Genomic DNA, 15,163 nt, shown 5'->3' on the forward strand with positions numbered 1-15,163 from the left:
CTTATGTCACGCTATTTCATCGAACGGCCGATCTTTGCCTGGGTGATCGCGATCATCCTGATGCTCGCGGGCGTCCTGGCGATCCGGACGCTGCCGATCGCGCAGTTCCCGGCGATCGCGCCGCCCTCCATCTCGATCACCGCGACCTATCCGGGTGCGGACGCCGCCACGCTGGAGGCGACCACCACGCAGCTGATCGAGCAGCAGATGAAGGGGCTCGACCACCTTCGCTACTTCTCGGCGGCGTCGAGTTCGGCCGGCACGGTCACGATCACGCTGACCTTCGAGCAGGGCACCGACCCCGACATCGCGCAGGTCCAGGTCCAGAACAAGCTGCAGGCGGCGACGCCCCTGCTGCCGCAGGAAGTCCAGCAGCAGGGCATCCAGGTCGCCAAGGCGACCGCCAACTTCCTGCTGTTCGTCGGCCTGTATTCGGAGAACGGCGCGCATAACGGCGACGACCTGTCCGACTATATCGTGTCGAAGCTCCAGGATCCGCTGAGCCGCGTCAACGGGGTCGGCGACACGCTGGTGATCGGGTCGCAATACGCGATGCGCATCTGGGTCGATCCGCTGAAGCTCAACAACTACGCGCTGACGATGGCGGACATCACCGCGGCGGTGACCGCGCAGAACGCACAGGTTTCCGCCGGGCAGATCGGCGCGCAGCCGGCTCCCAAGGAGCAGATGCTCAACGCGACCGTCTCGGTCTCGTCGCGCCTGACCACCCCGGACCAGTTCGCCAATATCAGCCTCAAGAGCAACGCGGACGGTTCGATCGTCCGCCTGAAGGACGTCGCGCGGGTCGAGATCGGTGCCGAGAACTACGGCTTCTCGACGCAGTGGAACGGCAAGCCGGGTTCGGGCCTGGGCATCAAGCTGGCGCCGGGTGCCAACGCGCTCGACACCGTGACCGCGGTCAAGGCGCGCGTCACCGAGATCGCCAAGACGTTCCCGCCCGACGTGAAGGTCATCTTCCCGTACGACACCTCGCCGTTCGTGCGCCTGTCGATCACGCAGGTGATCGAGACGCTGGTCGAGGCCGTCGTGCTCGTCTTCCTGGTGATGTTCCTGTTCCTGCAGAACTTCCGTGCCACGCTGATCCCGACGATCGCGGTGCCGGTCGTGCTGCTCGGCACGTTCGGCGTGCTCGCGCTCGCGGGCTATTCGATCAACACGCTGACGCTGTTCGGCATGGTGCTGGCGATCGGGTTGCTCGTCGATGACGCGATCGTCGTCGTCGAGAACGTCGAACGCCTGATCCAGACCGAGCATCTCAGTCCCAAGGACGCCGCGCGCAAGTCGATGTCCGAGATCAGCGGCGCGCTGGTTGGCATCGGCCTGGTGCTGTCCGCGGTGTTCCTGCCGATGGCGTTCTTCGGCGGCTCGACCGGCGTGATCTATCGCCAGTTCTCGATCACGATCGTCTCGGCGATGGTGCTCTCGGTGCTGGTCGCGTTGATCCTGACGCCGGCGCTGTGCGCGACCATCCTCAAGCCGCACAATCCGGACAAGACCGAGGGCAACGGCCTGTTCGCGCGCTTCTTCCGCTGGTTCAACGACAAGTTCGACCGTGGCCAGGCGCGCTACGAGAACGGCGTGCGCCATACCGTCAACGGCTGGAAGCGGTCGGTGCTGGTCTATGCGCTGATCGTGATCGGGATGGCCGTGCTGTTCGTGCGGCTGCCGACGGGCTTCCTGCCCGACGAGGACCAGGGCATCATGATCGCGCTGGTCCAGGGGCCTGCGGGCTCGACCAGCGCGCGCACGCAAAAGGGTCTCGACGCGGTTCGCGACCACTTCCTCGGCGCCGAGGGCAAGAACGTGAAGGGCGTCTACACGATCAACGGCTTCAGCTTCACCGGCACCGGCCAGAACAGCGGCATCGCGTTCATGCCGCTCAAGGACTGGGAAGACCGCAAGGGCGCCGAGAACAAGGCCCAGGCGGTCGCCGGCCGCGCGATGGGTGCGCTGTCGCAGTTCAAGGATGCGATGATCTTCGCGGTGGTGCCGCCGGCGGTGGCGGAGCTCGGCAATGCGACCGGCTTCGACCTCCAGCTCGTCGACACCACGGGGATCGGGCATGCCAAGCTGCTCGAGGCGCGCAACATGATGCTGGGGATGGCGGCGCAGGACAAGTCGCTCGCGGGCGTGCGTCCCAACTCGCTCGACGACGCGCCGCAGCTGAAGGTGACGGTCGATCAGGACAAGGCGCGGGCGCTCGGTCTCGACCTCGCCAGCGTGAACCAGACGATCAGCACCGCCTGGGGTGGGTCGTACATCAACGACTTCATCGACCGCGGACGCGTCAAGCGCGTCTATATCCAGGCGGACGAGCCCTATCGCCAGGCGCCCGAGGACATCGGCAACTTCTTCGTCCGCGGTGCGACCGGCACGATGGCGCCCTACAACGCCTTCACCACGCTCAGCTGGGCGCAGGCGCCGACGCAGTTGACGCGCTATAACGGCCAGCCGTCGATGGAAATCCTGGGGACGCCCGCAGCGGGCGTGTCGTCGGGCGACGCGATGGCGGCGATGGAGGCGATCCACAAGAAGCTGCCGCCGGGCACCGAGCTCGAATGGACCGGCCTCAGCTATGAGGAACGTCTGTCGGGTGGTCAGGCGCCGGCGCTGTACGGGCTGTCGCTGCTGATCGTGTTCCTGTGCCTCGCCGCGCTGTACGAGAGCTGGTCGATCCCGGTGTCGGTGCTGCTGGTGGTGCCGCTGGGCGTGGTCGGCGCGCTGCTCGCCGCAATGCTGACCGGGCTCGGCAACGACATCTACCTGCAGGTCGGGCTGATCACGACGATCGGCGTGTCGGCGAAGAACGCGATCCTGATCGTGGAGTTCGCGGAGGAACGGATGGCCGAGGGCATGAATGCGTTCGACGCGGCACTCGCGGCGGCCAAGCTCAGACTGCGGCCGATCCTGATGACCAGCCTCGCGTTCATCTTCGGCGTGTTCCCGCTGGCGATCTCGACGGGGGCCGGTGCCGGCGGACAGAATGCCATCGGCCGCGCGGTGGTCGGCGGGATGTTCACGGCGACGATCCTCGCGATCTTCTTCGTGCCGATGTTCTTCCTGCTGGTGAAGCGCCTGTTCAAGCAGGACAAGGCGCACGCCCCGACCGACCATAATCGTGCCGTCGAGACCGACGCGCCCGGCCCGCAGCGGCCGCAGGAGGCTTGAGAATGTTCCCCCGGAAAATCGCCCTCACCTTCGCGGCCGGGCTGACGCTCGCCGGTTGCAACCTGGCGCCGAAATATGTGCGTCCCGAGCTGCCGGTACCGCCGGCGACTCCGTCGGGGCCGGCCTATGCCGCCACCGACGCGGTGGGGGCGATCATCCCCGCCGACACCGCGTGGGAGACGTTCTTCACCGACGACCGGCTGCGCGGTGTGATCCGCACCACGCTCGCCAACAACCGCGACCTGCGCATCTCGGTCGCGCGCGTCGCGCAGGCCCGCGCGCAGTACCGCGTGCAGCGTGCCGACCTGTTCCCGACGCTCGGCGCCACGGGTAGCGCGAGCTACCAGAAGTCGCCCTTCGGCCAGGTGACCGGCGGGACCGGCACCGGGGGCGGTGTTGGCGGGGGCGTCGGCGGGGGCGGCACCGGGACGGGTGGCGGAACCGGCGTCGGGGGCGGCGCGGTCGCCAGCGGCCGCACCGACATCTACTCCGCAAACCTCGGCATCTCGGCGTGGGAGATCGACCTGTTCGGTCGGGTCCGCAACCTGACCCAGGCGCAGCAGGAATCCTATTTCGCCGCGCAGGAGAACCGCAACGCGGCGCAGGTCGCGCTGATCGCCGAGGTCGCGACCGCGTGGCTGACGATGGCGGCGGACCAGGACCGGCTGAAGATCGCGCGCGATACCGCCGCGGCGTTCGGCCAGACCGTCGAGCTGACCCAGCAGCGCTTCCGGGTCGGCATCTCGTCCGAGCTGGAGGTGCGGCAGGCGCGCACCACCTATGACCAGGCGCGCTCCGACATCGCCGACGCGACGACTCTGATCGCGCAGGATCGCAACGCGCTCAACCTGCTCGCGGGCACGACGCTGGAGGACGCGGTGCTGCCGGCGGCGCTCGACCGGCCAGCGACGCTCGACACGCTGCCGGCGAACCTGCCGTCCGAGGTGCTGCTGCGGCGCCCGGACATCGCGGCGGCCGAGCATCAGCTGAGGGGTGCCAACGCCAATATCGGTGCGGCGCGCGCGGCGTTCTTCCCGAACATCTCGCTGACCGCGGCGTTCGGGACGCTGAGCCTCGGGCTGTCGAACCTGTTCGGCAGCGGCAGCCAGACCTGGTCGGTGGCGCCGTCGGTCAGCCAGACGCTGTTCGACTTCGGCCGCAACAAGGGCAATCTGCGGTTGGCGCAGGCACAACGCGACGAACTGGTCGCGACCTATGAGCGCACCGTGCAGACGGGGTTCCGCGAGGTCGCCGATGCGCTGGCGCGGCGCGGCACGATCGGCGCGCAGCTGAGCGCGCAGACGTCGCTGCGCGACAATGCGGCAGGCGCGTTCAACCTGTCGCAGCTGCGCTTCCGCGCCGGGATCGACCCGTTCCTCAACACGCTCGATTCGCAGCGGTCGCTGTACACCGCGCAGCAGAGCCTGCTCGCGACGCGGCTGACGCACGATACCAATGCGGTGGAGCTGTACCGCGCGCTAGGCGGCGGGTTGAAGTAGGGCGCCGACGAAATCCTCCCCCGCCAGGGGGAGGTGTCGCCGGAGGTTACGGAGGGGGAGGACACGGAACCGCGGTTGCCTCTTCCTCCCCCTCCGTCAGGCTGCGCCTGCCACCTCCCCCTGGCGGGGGAGGATAGTGGGTCAGTTGGCGGGTTCGCTGAGCGGTGCGAATCGCGCGACCTGGCGGCCGACGAGGCGGAGCTGTTCGAGCACGGCGGGGTCGTTGGCGCCGCCTTCGTCGTCGAACTTGGTCACCTGCGTGTTGATCGCGGCGGCGAACGGCGTCGGCCAGCCGCGCAGCGCGTGGACGATCGAGCGCAGCGCGGCGATCGTGCTGCCGGTCGCCTGCCAGCCATAGGCGGTGGCGATCAGCCCGACCGGCATGTCCGCCAGATAGGCGCGCCCCTCGTCGCGGGCGGTCTCCTCGAGCAGGTCGAGCGCGTTTTTGACCACGCCCGAGATGCTGCCGTGATAGCCGGGACTCGCGATGATAACCGCCGAGGCCTCGCGGATCGCATCGACGAAGGCGCGTTCGTCGGGCGTGCGCGTCGTCGCCTTGGGATCGTAGAGCGGAAGCCGCGCCATGTCGGCGCCGCCGAACATCCGGGTGCGATAGCCCTCGGCCTCGACCGCATCGAGCGTGATGCGCAGTGCGCGTTCGGTCGAGGAGACGCCGCCGATGGTACCGCCGATGCCGACGACGAGAGGAAGTGCCACGCGAATACCCCGGTTGCTGCCCGCACGCTCTTTCCCGTTTCGCGCGCCGATGACAACCGGCAGCGACGCGAAAGATTGTGAAGGTTGCGGCAAGATGCGCTATCGCTGGCTTGTACCGACTGTTCTAGTGAAGTAACACAGCTGATGGCCGACCGCTGGACTCCCCGCCCCTCCTCCGATCCAGCCCCGCCTTCCGCGTCATCGAGCGAACGCGACCGGTTGCGCGCGGCGTATGACGCGGACCGTGTCGAGCGGCTGGTGTCGCAGGACCTCGACGACCTCGCGCCCGAGCCGAAACCGCGTCGGAAGACGTCCGTCGGCCGCTGGATCGTGCGCGGCCTGGGCGTCGGAATCGTGCTGCTGATAATCGCGATCGCGTGGCTGGCGATCACCGCGCCGCTGTCGAAGTCGCTGCTGCCGCCCACCCCGCCCTCGATCACGCTGACCGCGGACGACGGCACGCCGATCGCCCGGCGCGGCGCGATCATCGGCGCGCCGGTCGATGCGGCCACGCTGCCGCCGCATGTCGTGCAGGCGTTCCTGGCGATCGAGGACCGCCGCTTCTATTCGCATTGGGGCATCGACCCGCGCGGGATCGCACGCGCGGCCTGGGCGAACATGGGATCGGGCGGCGTGCGCCAGGGCGGCAGCACGATCACGCAGCAGCTCGCGAAGAACGCGTTCCTCGATTCGGACCGCACCGCCGCGCGGAAGATCCGCGAGGCGATGATCGCGCTGTGGCTGGAGGCGTGGCTGTCGAAGGACGAGATCCTCTCGCGCTATCTGTCGAACGTCTATTTCGGCGACAATTGCTACGGCCTGACCGCGGCGTCGAAGCATTATTTCGGGCGCAAGCCCAAGGACCTGAGCATCGGCCAGGCGGCGATGCTGGCGGGCCTGGTCAAGGCGCCGTCGCGGCTCGCCCCGACGAGCAACCTGGACGGTGCGCGGCGCCGCGAGGCGGTGGTGGTCGGCGCGATGGTCTCGGCCGGGTTCCTGACCCCGCGCGAGGGCGACATGGTCAAGCCGCAGCGCGTGCTGTCGAGCGCGCCCGCGCAACTGCCGAACGGCACCTATTTCGCCGACTGGGTGCTGCCCGAGGCGCGCGACCAGGCGGGCGAGGTCAAGACCGAGACGACCGTGCAGACCACGCTCGACCGTCGCCTGCAGCGCGCGGCGGAGCGCGTCGTGGCGCGCGCCGGCCTGCGCCAGGCGCAGGTCGCTCTGGTGGCGATGCGGCCCGATGGCCGCGTCGTCGCGATGGTCGGCGGCAAGAACTATGCGAAGAGCCCGTTCAACCGCGCGACGCAGGCACGGCGCCAGCCGGGATCGACGTTCAAGCTGTTCGTCTACCTCGCGGCAATGCGCGCGGGAATGACGCCCGATTCGACGATCGAGGACACGCCGGTCACGATCGGCGACTGGAAGCCCAAGAACAGCGACGGCCGCTATCAGGGGACGATCACGCTGCGCCAAGCGTTCGCGCGGTCGTCCAACGTCGCCGCGGCACGGCTGACGCAGCAGGTCGGCGTCAAGGCGGTGATCAAGGCGGCGCGCGACCTGGGGATATCGACGCCGATCGCCAACGAGGCGACGATCGGGCTCGGGACGTCGACGGTGTCGCTGCTCGAGCTGACCGCGGCCTATGCGGCGATTTCCCGCGCGCAATATCCGGTCCAGCCGCGCGGTCTCGCCGATGTGCGCGAGAAGGGCTGGTACCAGTCGCTGACCGGCGGCGCGACCAAGATGCCGAACAGCGTGCACGACGAGATGCTCGACCTGTTGTCCGCATCGATCCACGGCACCGGGCGCGGCGCGGGGATCACGGTCGACGCGTACGGCAAGACGGGCACGACCTCGAACAACAAGGACGCGCTGTTCGTCGGGTTCGCCAAGGACCTGGTGGTGGGCGTCTGGGTCGGCAACGACGACAACAGTTCGAACCCGGGGCTGTCGGGTGGCGGCATCCCGGCGCGGATCTGGCGCGACTTCATGCAGTCGGCGCTGGGGATCGCACCGGTGGTGGCGCCAGAGCCGGTGGTCGAGGCGGTCGATCCCGATGCGCTCCCCGAGGGCGAGGACGGCAATTTCGCGCTGCCCGAGGGCGAGATCGACGGAATGGGGCTGAACCTGAAGATGGGCCCGGACGGGACGATCACAGTCGGCCCGTCGCGGGACCGCGAGGAACGCCCGCCGATCGAGCGCGAGGACCGACGGGCGCTGGAGCGCGAGGATCGGCGGCTGCCCGAGGACGAAGGGCCGGGCGAGGAGAATTAGGGGCAGCGACAAATCCTCACCCGCAAGGGGGAGGTGGCGCCGAAGGCGACGGAGGGGGAGGTAAGCGCCGCGCTCCAAAAAAGACCGCCTCGTATCCGCCCCCTCCGTCACGCTACGCGTGCCACCTCCCCCTGGCGGGGGAGGATCCTGGCACCGATCCGTTCCTCAATGAAGACTGGAATCTTCCCGGAGCGCGTGCTGCGTATCCCAACGGGGAGACCCCAGCCTTGCTGGGGTGACGGGTGGGGTAGTGCCCCCCGCCAATTCGTCATCCCAGCGTAGGCTGGGATCTCCCCGGGGCGGGCGCAACGCTTCCCAACGGGAGACCCCAGCCTGCGCTGGGGTGACGAATGGAGGGCGCGTGGCGGCGCGGCAATCTCTCGCCCCTCCCTGGAAGGGAGGGGTTGGGGGTGGGTTGGCCCGCGAGGGATCGTTGCGCCTGCCCTGGGCGAACCCACCCCCTGCCCCCCCTTCCAGGAAGGGGCGTTCGTTGTGGCTGGTCGGCGCGTGTCGGTTGACCGCCGCACCGCGGCGCAGCATTGAACCGGCATGCGATTTTTCTCCGACAATGCCGCACGCGTCCACCCGCAGGTGATGGCCGCGATCGCCGCCGCCGATGTGCTCGATACCGCCTATGCCGGCGACGCATGGTCGAAGCAGCTCGACGCGCGATTGTCGGCGCTGTTCGAGACCGAGGTGGCGGTGCTGTGGGTGCCGACCGGCACCGCGGCGAACTGCCTGGCGCTCGCCGCGCTGTGTCCGCCGCATGGCGGGATCGTCTGCCACCGCGACGCGCATATCCAGAACGACGAGGGCGGCGCGCCCGAATTCTACACGCATGGCGCGAAACTGTTCCTGGCGGAGGGCAACGGCGCGAAGATGACGCCGGACACCATCCGCGGCGTCATCGACGCGATCGCCAACGACGTCCACCGCGTCCAGCCGCATGCGATCTCGATCACCAACGCGACCGAATATGGCCGGGTCTACACCGTCGCCGAGGTCGCGGCGATCGGGGCGCTCGCCCGGACACGCGGGCTCGGGCTACACATGGACGGTGCGCGGTTCGCCAATGCGGTCGCGCATCTGGGCTGCTCGCCCGCCGACATCACCTGGCGCGCGGGCGTCGACGCGCTGAGCTTCGGGTTCGTCAAGAACGGCGCGATGAGCGCGGAGGCGCTGGTGTTCTTCAAGCCCGAACTCGCCGCGGTGACGCAGTATCGGCGCAAGCGCGCGGGGCTGTTGCTGTCGAAGGGGCGGTATTTGGCGGCGCAGATCCTGGCGATGCTCGACGATGATCTATGGATCGCGAACGGCCGTGCCGCCAATGCCGCGGCGGCCAAGCTCGCGGCGGCGGGTGGCGACCGCGTGATCCATGCGGTCGAGGCGAACGAGGTCTTCCTGCGCGCGACGCCCGAAGAGGCCGCGACGTTGCGCGCGCGCGGGTTCGACTTCTACGACTGGGCCGAGGGTGAAATCCGGCTGGTGACCGCGTGGGACAGCCCGGCCGAGGCGGTCGACGCGCTCGCGGATGCGATCGCCGCGCTTTGACGGACCGGTCGTGACCCCGGGCCCGGCCGCCTATGGGGCGCCCAATTCGACGCGCCCGGCGATCCTGATCCCGCTCGGGATCGTGACGCTGATCTGGGGGTCGACCTGGCTGGTGATCCGCGACCAGATCGGCGTGGTGCCGGCCAGCTGGTCGGTCAGCTATCGCTTCCTGGTGGCGGGGCTGACGATGCTCGCCTTCGCGCTGGCCAAGGGCGAGCGGTTGCGGATGGATGCGCGCGGCTGGCGCTTCGCCGCGATCCTGGCCGCCGCGCAGTTCGTGTGCAATTTCAACTTCGTCTACCGTGCCGAAGCGCATGTGACCTCGGGACTCGTCGCGGTGGTGTTCGCGCTGCTGGTGGTGCCCAACGCGATCTTCGGGCGGATCTTCCTGGCGCAGAAGGTCGGGCGGCAGTTCATCGTCGGGTCGACCGTGGCGATGGCCGGCGTCGCGCTGCTGTTCGTTAACGAGGCGCGGGTGGATCCGCATGGATCGACCTCAGCCCTGATCGGGATCGGCTTCACGCTGTGCGCGGTGCTGTCGGCGTCGACCGCCAACGTCATGCAGGGGACCGAGAGCGCGCGGCGCTACCCGATGGCGACGATGCTGGCGGTGGCGATGCTGATCGGCGCGGCGATGGACGCGGCCTATGCCTGGGGCACGGCGGGGCCGCCGGTGATCGAGATGCGCCTCGGCTATCTCGTCGGCGTGCTGTATCTCGGCGTGTTCGCGTCGGCGATCGCGTTCACGCTGTATTTCAGCGTGATCCGCGTGATCGGGCCCGCCAAGGCGGCCTATTCGGGCGTGCTGACCCCGGTGATCGCGATGCTGTTGTCGACGGTGTTCGAGGGCTATCGCTGGTCGACGCTGGCGGCGGCGGGCGCGGTGCTGGCGGGGATCGGGCTGGTCATCGCGCTGAGGGCGCGCAGGCCGGCGCGGTAGTCGGCGAAGGCGGGGGTCCAGCGCAGCACGCGCCTGGCCTTGCCGTTCGCGACGCGGCGGTTCTCGGCATAGAAGCTGCGCCCCATCGGCGACAGCGTCTCGAGCGCGACGAACGGCGGCGGCGGCAGCTTCAGCAACGAGGCGGCGAACGCGGCGACGTCGTTCTGCGAGGCGGGGCGGTCGTCGGCGAGATTGTATGCGCCCGCAGGCACATCGAACGCGGCGATGACGCCCGCGACGATATCGTCGACATGGACGCGGCTGAACACCTGGTCGGGCAGGTCGATGCGGTGCGCCTTGCCCTCGGCGACGCGGTCGAGCGCGGAGCGGCCGGGGCCGTAGATCCCGGGCAGGCGGAAGACGTGCGCGCCGAGTGCCAGCCAGTCGGCATCGGCGCGGGTGCGCGGCGGGCGGCGGCCGCCGGTCGGCGCGGTCTCGTCGATCCACGCGCCGCCGGCGTCGCCGTACACGCCGGTCGAGGACAGATAGCCGCGCCATGCCCGGCTGCGCAGGAGTGCCGGGCCGTAGCGGGCCAGCACGGGGTCGGACTCGCCCTCGGGAGGGACCGAGGACAGGATGTGCGTCGCCGCGGCGATCTCAGCGAGCACGGCGGGGCCGTCGTCGAAGCGCAGCGTGCCGTCGCGACCGTCGCGCGTGGTGCCGACGACGTGCCAGCCCTCGCCCGCCAGCCGCGCGGCGAGGCGCCCGCTGGTGTAGCCGAGGCCGAGGATGAGGAGCCGGCTCATCGGGCGCGGGGTCGGGACATGGCGGTTCCTTGTCTTTCCGTCATCCTGGGCTCGACCCAGGATCCAGGGTTACCCCGCGGGGTGCTCGTGGCTCTGGATCCTGACGTTCGTCAGGATGGCGGAGTGGGGGCGGACTAGCAGACCGGCCTGCCTCCGCAAGCTTTGCTGGCGACAACGGCAATCGCGCCTATATTCGGACGCTATGCTCGATATCCAGACCAGCCTCGCCCAGCCGATCGTCATCCGTCGCGAGGCCTATGCGGCGCCCGACTGGCTGGTCCCCGAGGTCGCGCTCGATTTCGCGCTGGCCGCCGCCGCGACGCGGGTGCGGGCGCGGCTGTCGGTGACGCGGAACGGCGCGCACGACCGGCCGCTGCGCTTGGACGGCGCGGGGCAGCGGCCGCTGTCGGTGAGCGTCGACGGGGTCGCGGTCAACGACTGGCGGATCGAGGGCGAGGAACTGGTCGTGCCGCTGACCGGCGCCGCGCATGTGATCGAGACCGAAGTCGAGATCGCGCCCGAGCGCAACACGCAGCTGATGGGGCTGTACGCGTCGGGCGGAAACCTGTGCACGCAGTGCGAGGCGGAGGGGTTTCGGCGGATCACCTTCTTCCCCGACCGGCCCGACGTGCTGAGCGTCTATTCGGTGCGGATGACCGCGGACAAGGCGCTGTACCCGGTGCTGCTGGCGAACGGCGACCCGGTCGAGAGCGGCGAGCTGGCGGACGGGCGGCACTGGGCGACGTGGCACGATCCGTTCCCCAAGCCCTCCTATCTGTTCGCGCTGGTCGCGGGCAACCTGGCGGTCAACCGCGGCAGCTTCACGACGATGTCGGGGCGCGTCGTCGAGCTCGGCATCTGGGTGCGCGAGAGCGATTTGGCCAAGACCGATCATGCGCTCCACGCGCTGAAACTCGCGATGGAATGGGACGAGCGCGTCTATGGGCGCGAATACGACCTCGACGTGTTCAACATCGTCGCGGTGGACGATTTCAACTTCGGCGCGATGGAGAACAAGGGGCTTAACATCTTCAACTCGCGCTACATCCTGGCCGACCCGGATACCGCGACCGATTACGATTACGACGCGATTGCCGCGGTGGTCGCGCACGAATATTTCCACAACTGGTCGGGCAACCGCATCACCTGCCGCGACTGGTTCCAGCTGAGCCTCAAGGAAGGCTTCACGGTCTATCGCGACCAGGGATTTTCCGCCGACCAGGGCAGCCGTGCGGTCAAGCGGATCGAGGATGTCCGGGGCCTGCGCGCGGCGCAGTTCCCCGAGGATGCGGGGCCGCTCGCGCACCCGGTGCGACCCGAATCCTACCAGGAGATCTCGAACTTCTACACCGCGACGATCTACAACAAGGGCGCCGAGCTGATCCGGATGATGGCGTCGATCCTGGGGCCGGAGACATTCCGCGCGGCGACCGACCTGTATTTCGACCGGTTCGACGGGACGGCGGCGACCTGCGAGGATTATGTCGCGTGCATGGAGGAGGCGGGCGACGTCGACCTGACGCAGTTCCGGCTCTGGTATGCGCAGGCGGGGACGCCGCGGGTGTCGGCGACGCTCGATTCCGTCGGCAGCCGCGCCACGCTGACGCTCGAGCAGCACGTGCCGCCGACGCCGGGCCAGAGCGACAAGGCGCCGATGGTGCTCCCGTTGCGCGTCAAGCTGTTCGGGGCGGAGAGCGGCACCGCGCTGACCGAGGAGCGGCTGGTGCTGTTCGACCGCGCGCGCGACACGATCATTTTCGAGGGGCTGGCCGAGCGGCCGGTGCTGTCGATCAATCGCGGCTTCTCCGCGCCGGTGATCGTCGAGAGCGACCGGTCGGCGGCGGACCTCGCCTTCCTGAGCGCGCATGACGACGATCCGTTCGCGCGGTACGAGGCGATGCAGCAGCTGATGCTCGACACGCTGGTGGCGAGCGCGGTGCACGGCCGCGCGGATCACGAAGGCGTGATCGCGGCGGTCGCGAACACGCTCGACGATGCCGGGCTCGATCCGGCGTTCGTCGCGGAGGCGGTGCTGTTGCCGTCCGAGAGCTTCATCGGCGACCAGATGGCGGTGGTCGACCCCGACGCGATCTTCCGCGCGCGCGAGGCACTCCGCCGCGATCTCGGCCGGCGGCTCGATGCGCAGTGGCGGCGCGCGCTGGCGCAGGGCGTCGCGCCCTATGCCTACACGCCCGAGGCGAAGGGGTTCCGGCGGCTGCGCAGCGTGGCGCTCGGCTATATCGCGGCGAGCGGCGCGGCGGACGCGGCCGAGCTCGCCTTCGCGCAGTTCGAGGCGGCGGACAACATGACCGACCGCCAGGGGGCGCTGACGACGCTCGTCAGCGGGACGTCGGACCTGCGGATCGCGGCGCTCGACATCTTCTACAATCGGTACAGCGACAACGCGCTGGTGCTCGACAAATGGTTCCAGGTGCAGGCGCTGGCGTCGCGCGACGACACCGGCGCGGTGGTGGCGGCGCTGACGCGGCACCCGGACTTCACGCTGGCGAACCCGAACCGGGCGCGGGCGCTGGTGGGGGCGTTCTCGGCGAACCAGCGCGCCTTCCATGCGGCCGACGGCAGCGGGTACCGACTGCTCGCGGACCAGCTGATCGCGCTCGACCGGCTCAACCCGCAGACCGCCGCGAAGCTGTTGCCGCCGCTGGGGCGCCGGCGGAGGTTCGACGCGGCGCGGTCGGGGCTGATGCGCGCCGAGCTGGAGCGGATCGTGGCGACGCCGGGGCTGTCGAAGGATGTGTTCGAGCAGGCGTCGAAGAGCCTGGAGGGGTAGCCACGTCGAGGCAAACCTCCCCTCCCTGGAAGGGAGGGGTCGGGGGTGGGTTGGCCCGTTGCAAAACGCAGCGCCAGCCCCGAGCCTACCCACCCCCAGCCCCTCCCTTTCAGGGAGGGGAGCAGAATCAGAACAACCTTCCGCCGTTCGGGACGGGCACGCTCGGCCCGATCAATACCACCTTGCCGTTCTCGTCCGGAAACCCCAGCGTCAGGACCTCGGACTTGACCGGGCCGATCTGGCGCGGGGGGAAATTGACCACTGCGGCGACCTGGCGGCCGACCAGCGTGTCGGGCGTGTAATGCTCGGTGATCTGCGCGGAGGATCGCTTCACGCCGATCTCGGGGCCGAAATCGATCCGCAGCTTGAACGCGGGCTTGCGCGCCTCTGGAAAGGGTTCGGCCTCGACGATCGTGCCGACGCGGATGTCGACGCGCGCGAAGTCGTCGAAGACGATCTGCGCAGCGATCCCCTCAGAAATCGACATTGTCGTAATGCGCCGGCGGGTTGATCATCTCCATCCGCTCGCTGAGCAAAGGGCGGAAGCTCGGGCGGCTCTTCAGGCCGCGATACCAGCGGGCGGTCTGCTCGTGCCCCTTCCAGTCGATCCCGCCGAGATAGTCGGTGACCGAGATCTGTGCGGCCGCGGCGAGATCGGCGAGCGTCATCGTCGCGCCACCCAGCCAGTTGCGATGGTCGAGCAGGTAATCGATGTAATCGAGATGGCCGACCGCGGCCTTCATCGCCTCGCGCAGGCCCTTGGCGTCGGGCGCGGTGCGGTGCGCGAGGCGCTTGACCATCCGTTCGTGGAGCAGCGGCCCGGTGACGTCGCGGTAGAAATTGGTGTCGAACCAGGTGACCAGACGGCGCGTCTCGGCGCGGTTGGTCGCGGTGCCGTTGATCATCGCCGCCTTTTCGACGGTTTCCTCGAAGAATTCGCAGATCGCCATCGAATCGATCAGTGGTGCTACGCCGCGCGCCTTGTCGACCATCACCGGGGTCTGGCCGGCGGGGTTCATGTCGAGGAATTCGTCGCGGTGCTCCCAGGGCGATTCGCGGACGAGTTCATAGCCGACGCCCTTCTCGCCGAGCAGCAGGCGGACTTTGCGCGAGAAGGGACACAGGGGGAATTGATAGAGCTGCCACATGGCGCACGTTTAGGCGGTGGGGGGTGCGGGTGTCCATGCGGTGCGTTCGCGGATGGGGTGATTTGGTTCACGCGGAGGCGCGGAGACGCGGAGGAGGGTTCGCCCGGAACGGGCGTTCCTCCTTGCAACGTGCATTGGGTGAAGGTCGCTTCGCGACGAGCGCGCCACCTCCGCGTCTCCGCGCCTCCGCGTGAACCCTCTCAACGCTCACGGCCGCACGACGACGTGGGAGTGTGCCATGCGCCTCCTCTCCCTGGAAGGGAGGGGTCGGGGGTGGGTCGGCTCGTTGGAATCCCTAGCGCCTG

Annotated in this window: 10 protein-coding genes; 6 read left to right on the forward strand and 4 right to left on the reverse strand. The window is 69.1% G+C overall.

The features are described 5' to 3' along the window. Positions 1 to 3: 3 nt before the first annotated feature. Positions 4 to 3,189, forward strand: coding sequence for an efflux RND transporter permease subunit (locus FSB78_RS14100; RefSeq protein ID WP_147083236.1), 3,186 nt, complete (start codon positions 4 to 6; stop codon positions 3,187 to 3,189). Between the two features lie 2 nt (positions 3,190 to 3,191). Beyond that, positions 3,192 to 4,688 carry an efflux transporter outer membrane subunit gene (locus FSB78_RS14105; protein ID WP_147083237.1) on the forward strand — a complete coding sequence of 499 codons (1,497 nt, stop codon included), beginning with the start codon at positions 3,192 to 3,194 and terminating at the stop codon, positions 4,686 to 4,688. A 141-nt stretch (positions 4,689 to 4,829) separates the two neighbouring features. Here the strand turns inward: FSB78_RS14105 and FSB78_RS14110 are convergent, their stop codons facing one another. Beyond that, on the reverse strand, positions 4,830 to 5,405 hold the full coding sequence (locus FSB78_RS14110) for an NADPH-dependent FMN reductase (RefSeq protein WP_199743183.1): 576 nt from the start codon (positions 5,403 to 5,405) through the stop codon (positions 4,830 to 4,832). A gap of 144 nt (positions 5,406 to 5,549) precedes the next feature. On the opposite strand from FSB78_RS14110, the gene FSB78_RS14115 reads away from it, so the two are divergent. The 3 genes from FSB78_RS14115 (at position 5,550) to FSB78_RS14125 (ending at position 10,173) form a co-directional block, all read left to right on the forward strand. Continuing rightward, positions 5,550 to 7,682, forward strand: a complete 2,133-nt coding sequence (locus FSB78_RS14115) for a transglycosylase domain-containing protein (protein WP_147083238.1) — start codon at positions 5,550 to 5,552, stop codon at positions 7,680 to 7,682. Between the two features lie 549 nt (positions 7,683 to 8,231). Further along, the gene (locus tag FSB78_RS14120; protein WP_147083239.1) at positions 8,232 to 9,233 is read left to right on the forward strand and encodes a threonine aldolase family protein; all 1,002 of its coding nucleotides are present in this window, start codon (positions 8,232 to 8,234) and stop codon (positions 9,231 to 9,233) included. A gap of 10 nt (positions 9,234 to 9,243) precedes the next feature. Next, positions 9,244 to 10,173 carry a DMT family transporter gene (locus tag FSB78_RS14125; RefSeq protein WP_242008301.1) on the forward strand — a complete coding sequence of 310 codons (930 nt, stop codon included), beginning with the start codon at positions 9,244 to 9,246 and terminating at the stop codon, positions 10,171 to 10,173. On the opposite strand, the gene FSB78_RS14130 is transcribed toward FSB78_RS14125, so the two are convergent. Beyond that, positions 10,083 to 10,919: a Rossmann-fold NAD(P)-binding domain-containing protein gene (locus FSB78_RS14130; RefSeq protein ID WP_147083241.1), complete on the reverse strand. Its 837-nt coding sequence runs from the start codon at positions 10,917 to 10,919 to the stop codon at positions 10,083 to 10,085. The two genes, FSB78_RS14125 and FSB78_RS14130, sit on opposite strands and share 91 nt — an antisense overlap. 202 nt (positions 10,920 to 11,121) lie before the next feature. Between FSB78_RS14130 and pepN the strand changes: the two genes are divergently transcribed. Continuing rightward, positions 11,122 to 13,710 (forward strand): aminopeptidase N, encoded by a 2,589-nt coding sequence (gene pepN, locus FSB78_RS14135; RefSeq protein ID WP_147083242.1) that lies wholly within the window; start codon positions 11,122 to 11,124, stop codon positions 13,708 to 13,710. Positions 13,711 to 13,837: 127 nt separating this feature from the next. On the opposite strand, the gene FSB78_RS14140 is transcribed toward pepN, so the two are convergent. Both FSB78_RS14140 and FSB78_RS14145 read right to left on the reverse strand, forming a co-directional pair. Beyond that, entirely contained in the window at positions 13,838 to 14,197 is a 360-nt protein-coding gene (locus FSB78_RS14140; RefSeq protein ID WP_147083243.1) for a tRNA-binding protein, read from the reverse strand. Then, positions 14,184 to 14,858, reverse strand: a complete 675-nt coding sequence (locus FSB78_RS14145) for a glutathione S-transferase family protein (protein ID WP_147083244.1) — start codon at positions 14,856 to 14,858, stop codon at positions 14,184 to 14,186. The genes FSB78_RS14140 and FSB78_RS14145 overlap by 14 nt, the downstream gene beginning before the upstream one ends. Between the last annotated feature and the right edge of the window lie 305 nt (positions 14,859 to 15,163).

Source organism: Sphingomonas ginsenosidivorax (assembly GCF_007995065.1).
Classification (GTDB): Bacteria; Pseudomonadota; Alphaproteobacteria; order Sphingomonadales; family Sphingomonadaceae; genus Sphingomonas; species Sphingomonas ginsenosidivorax.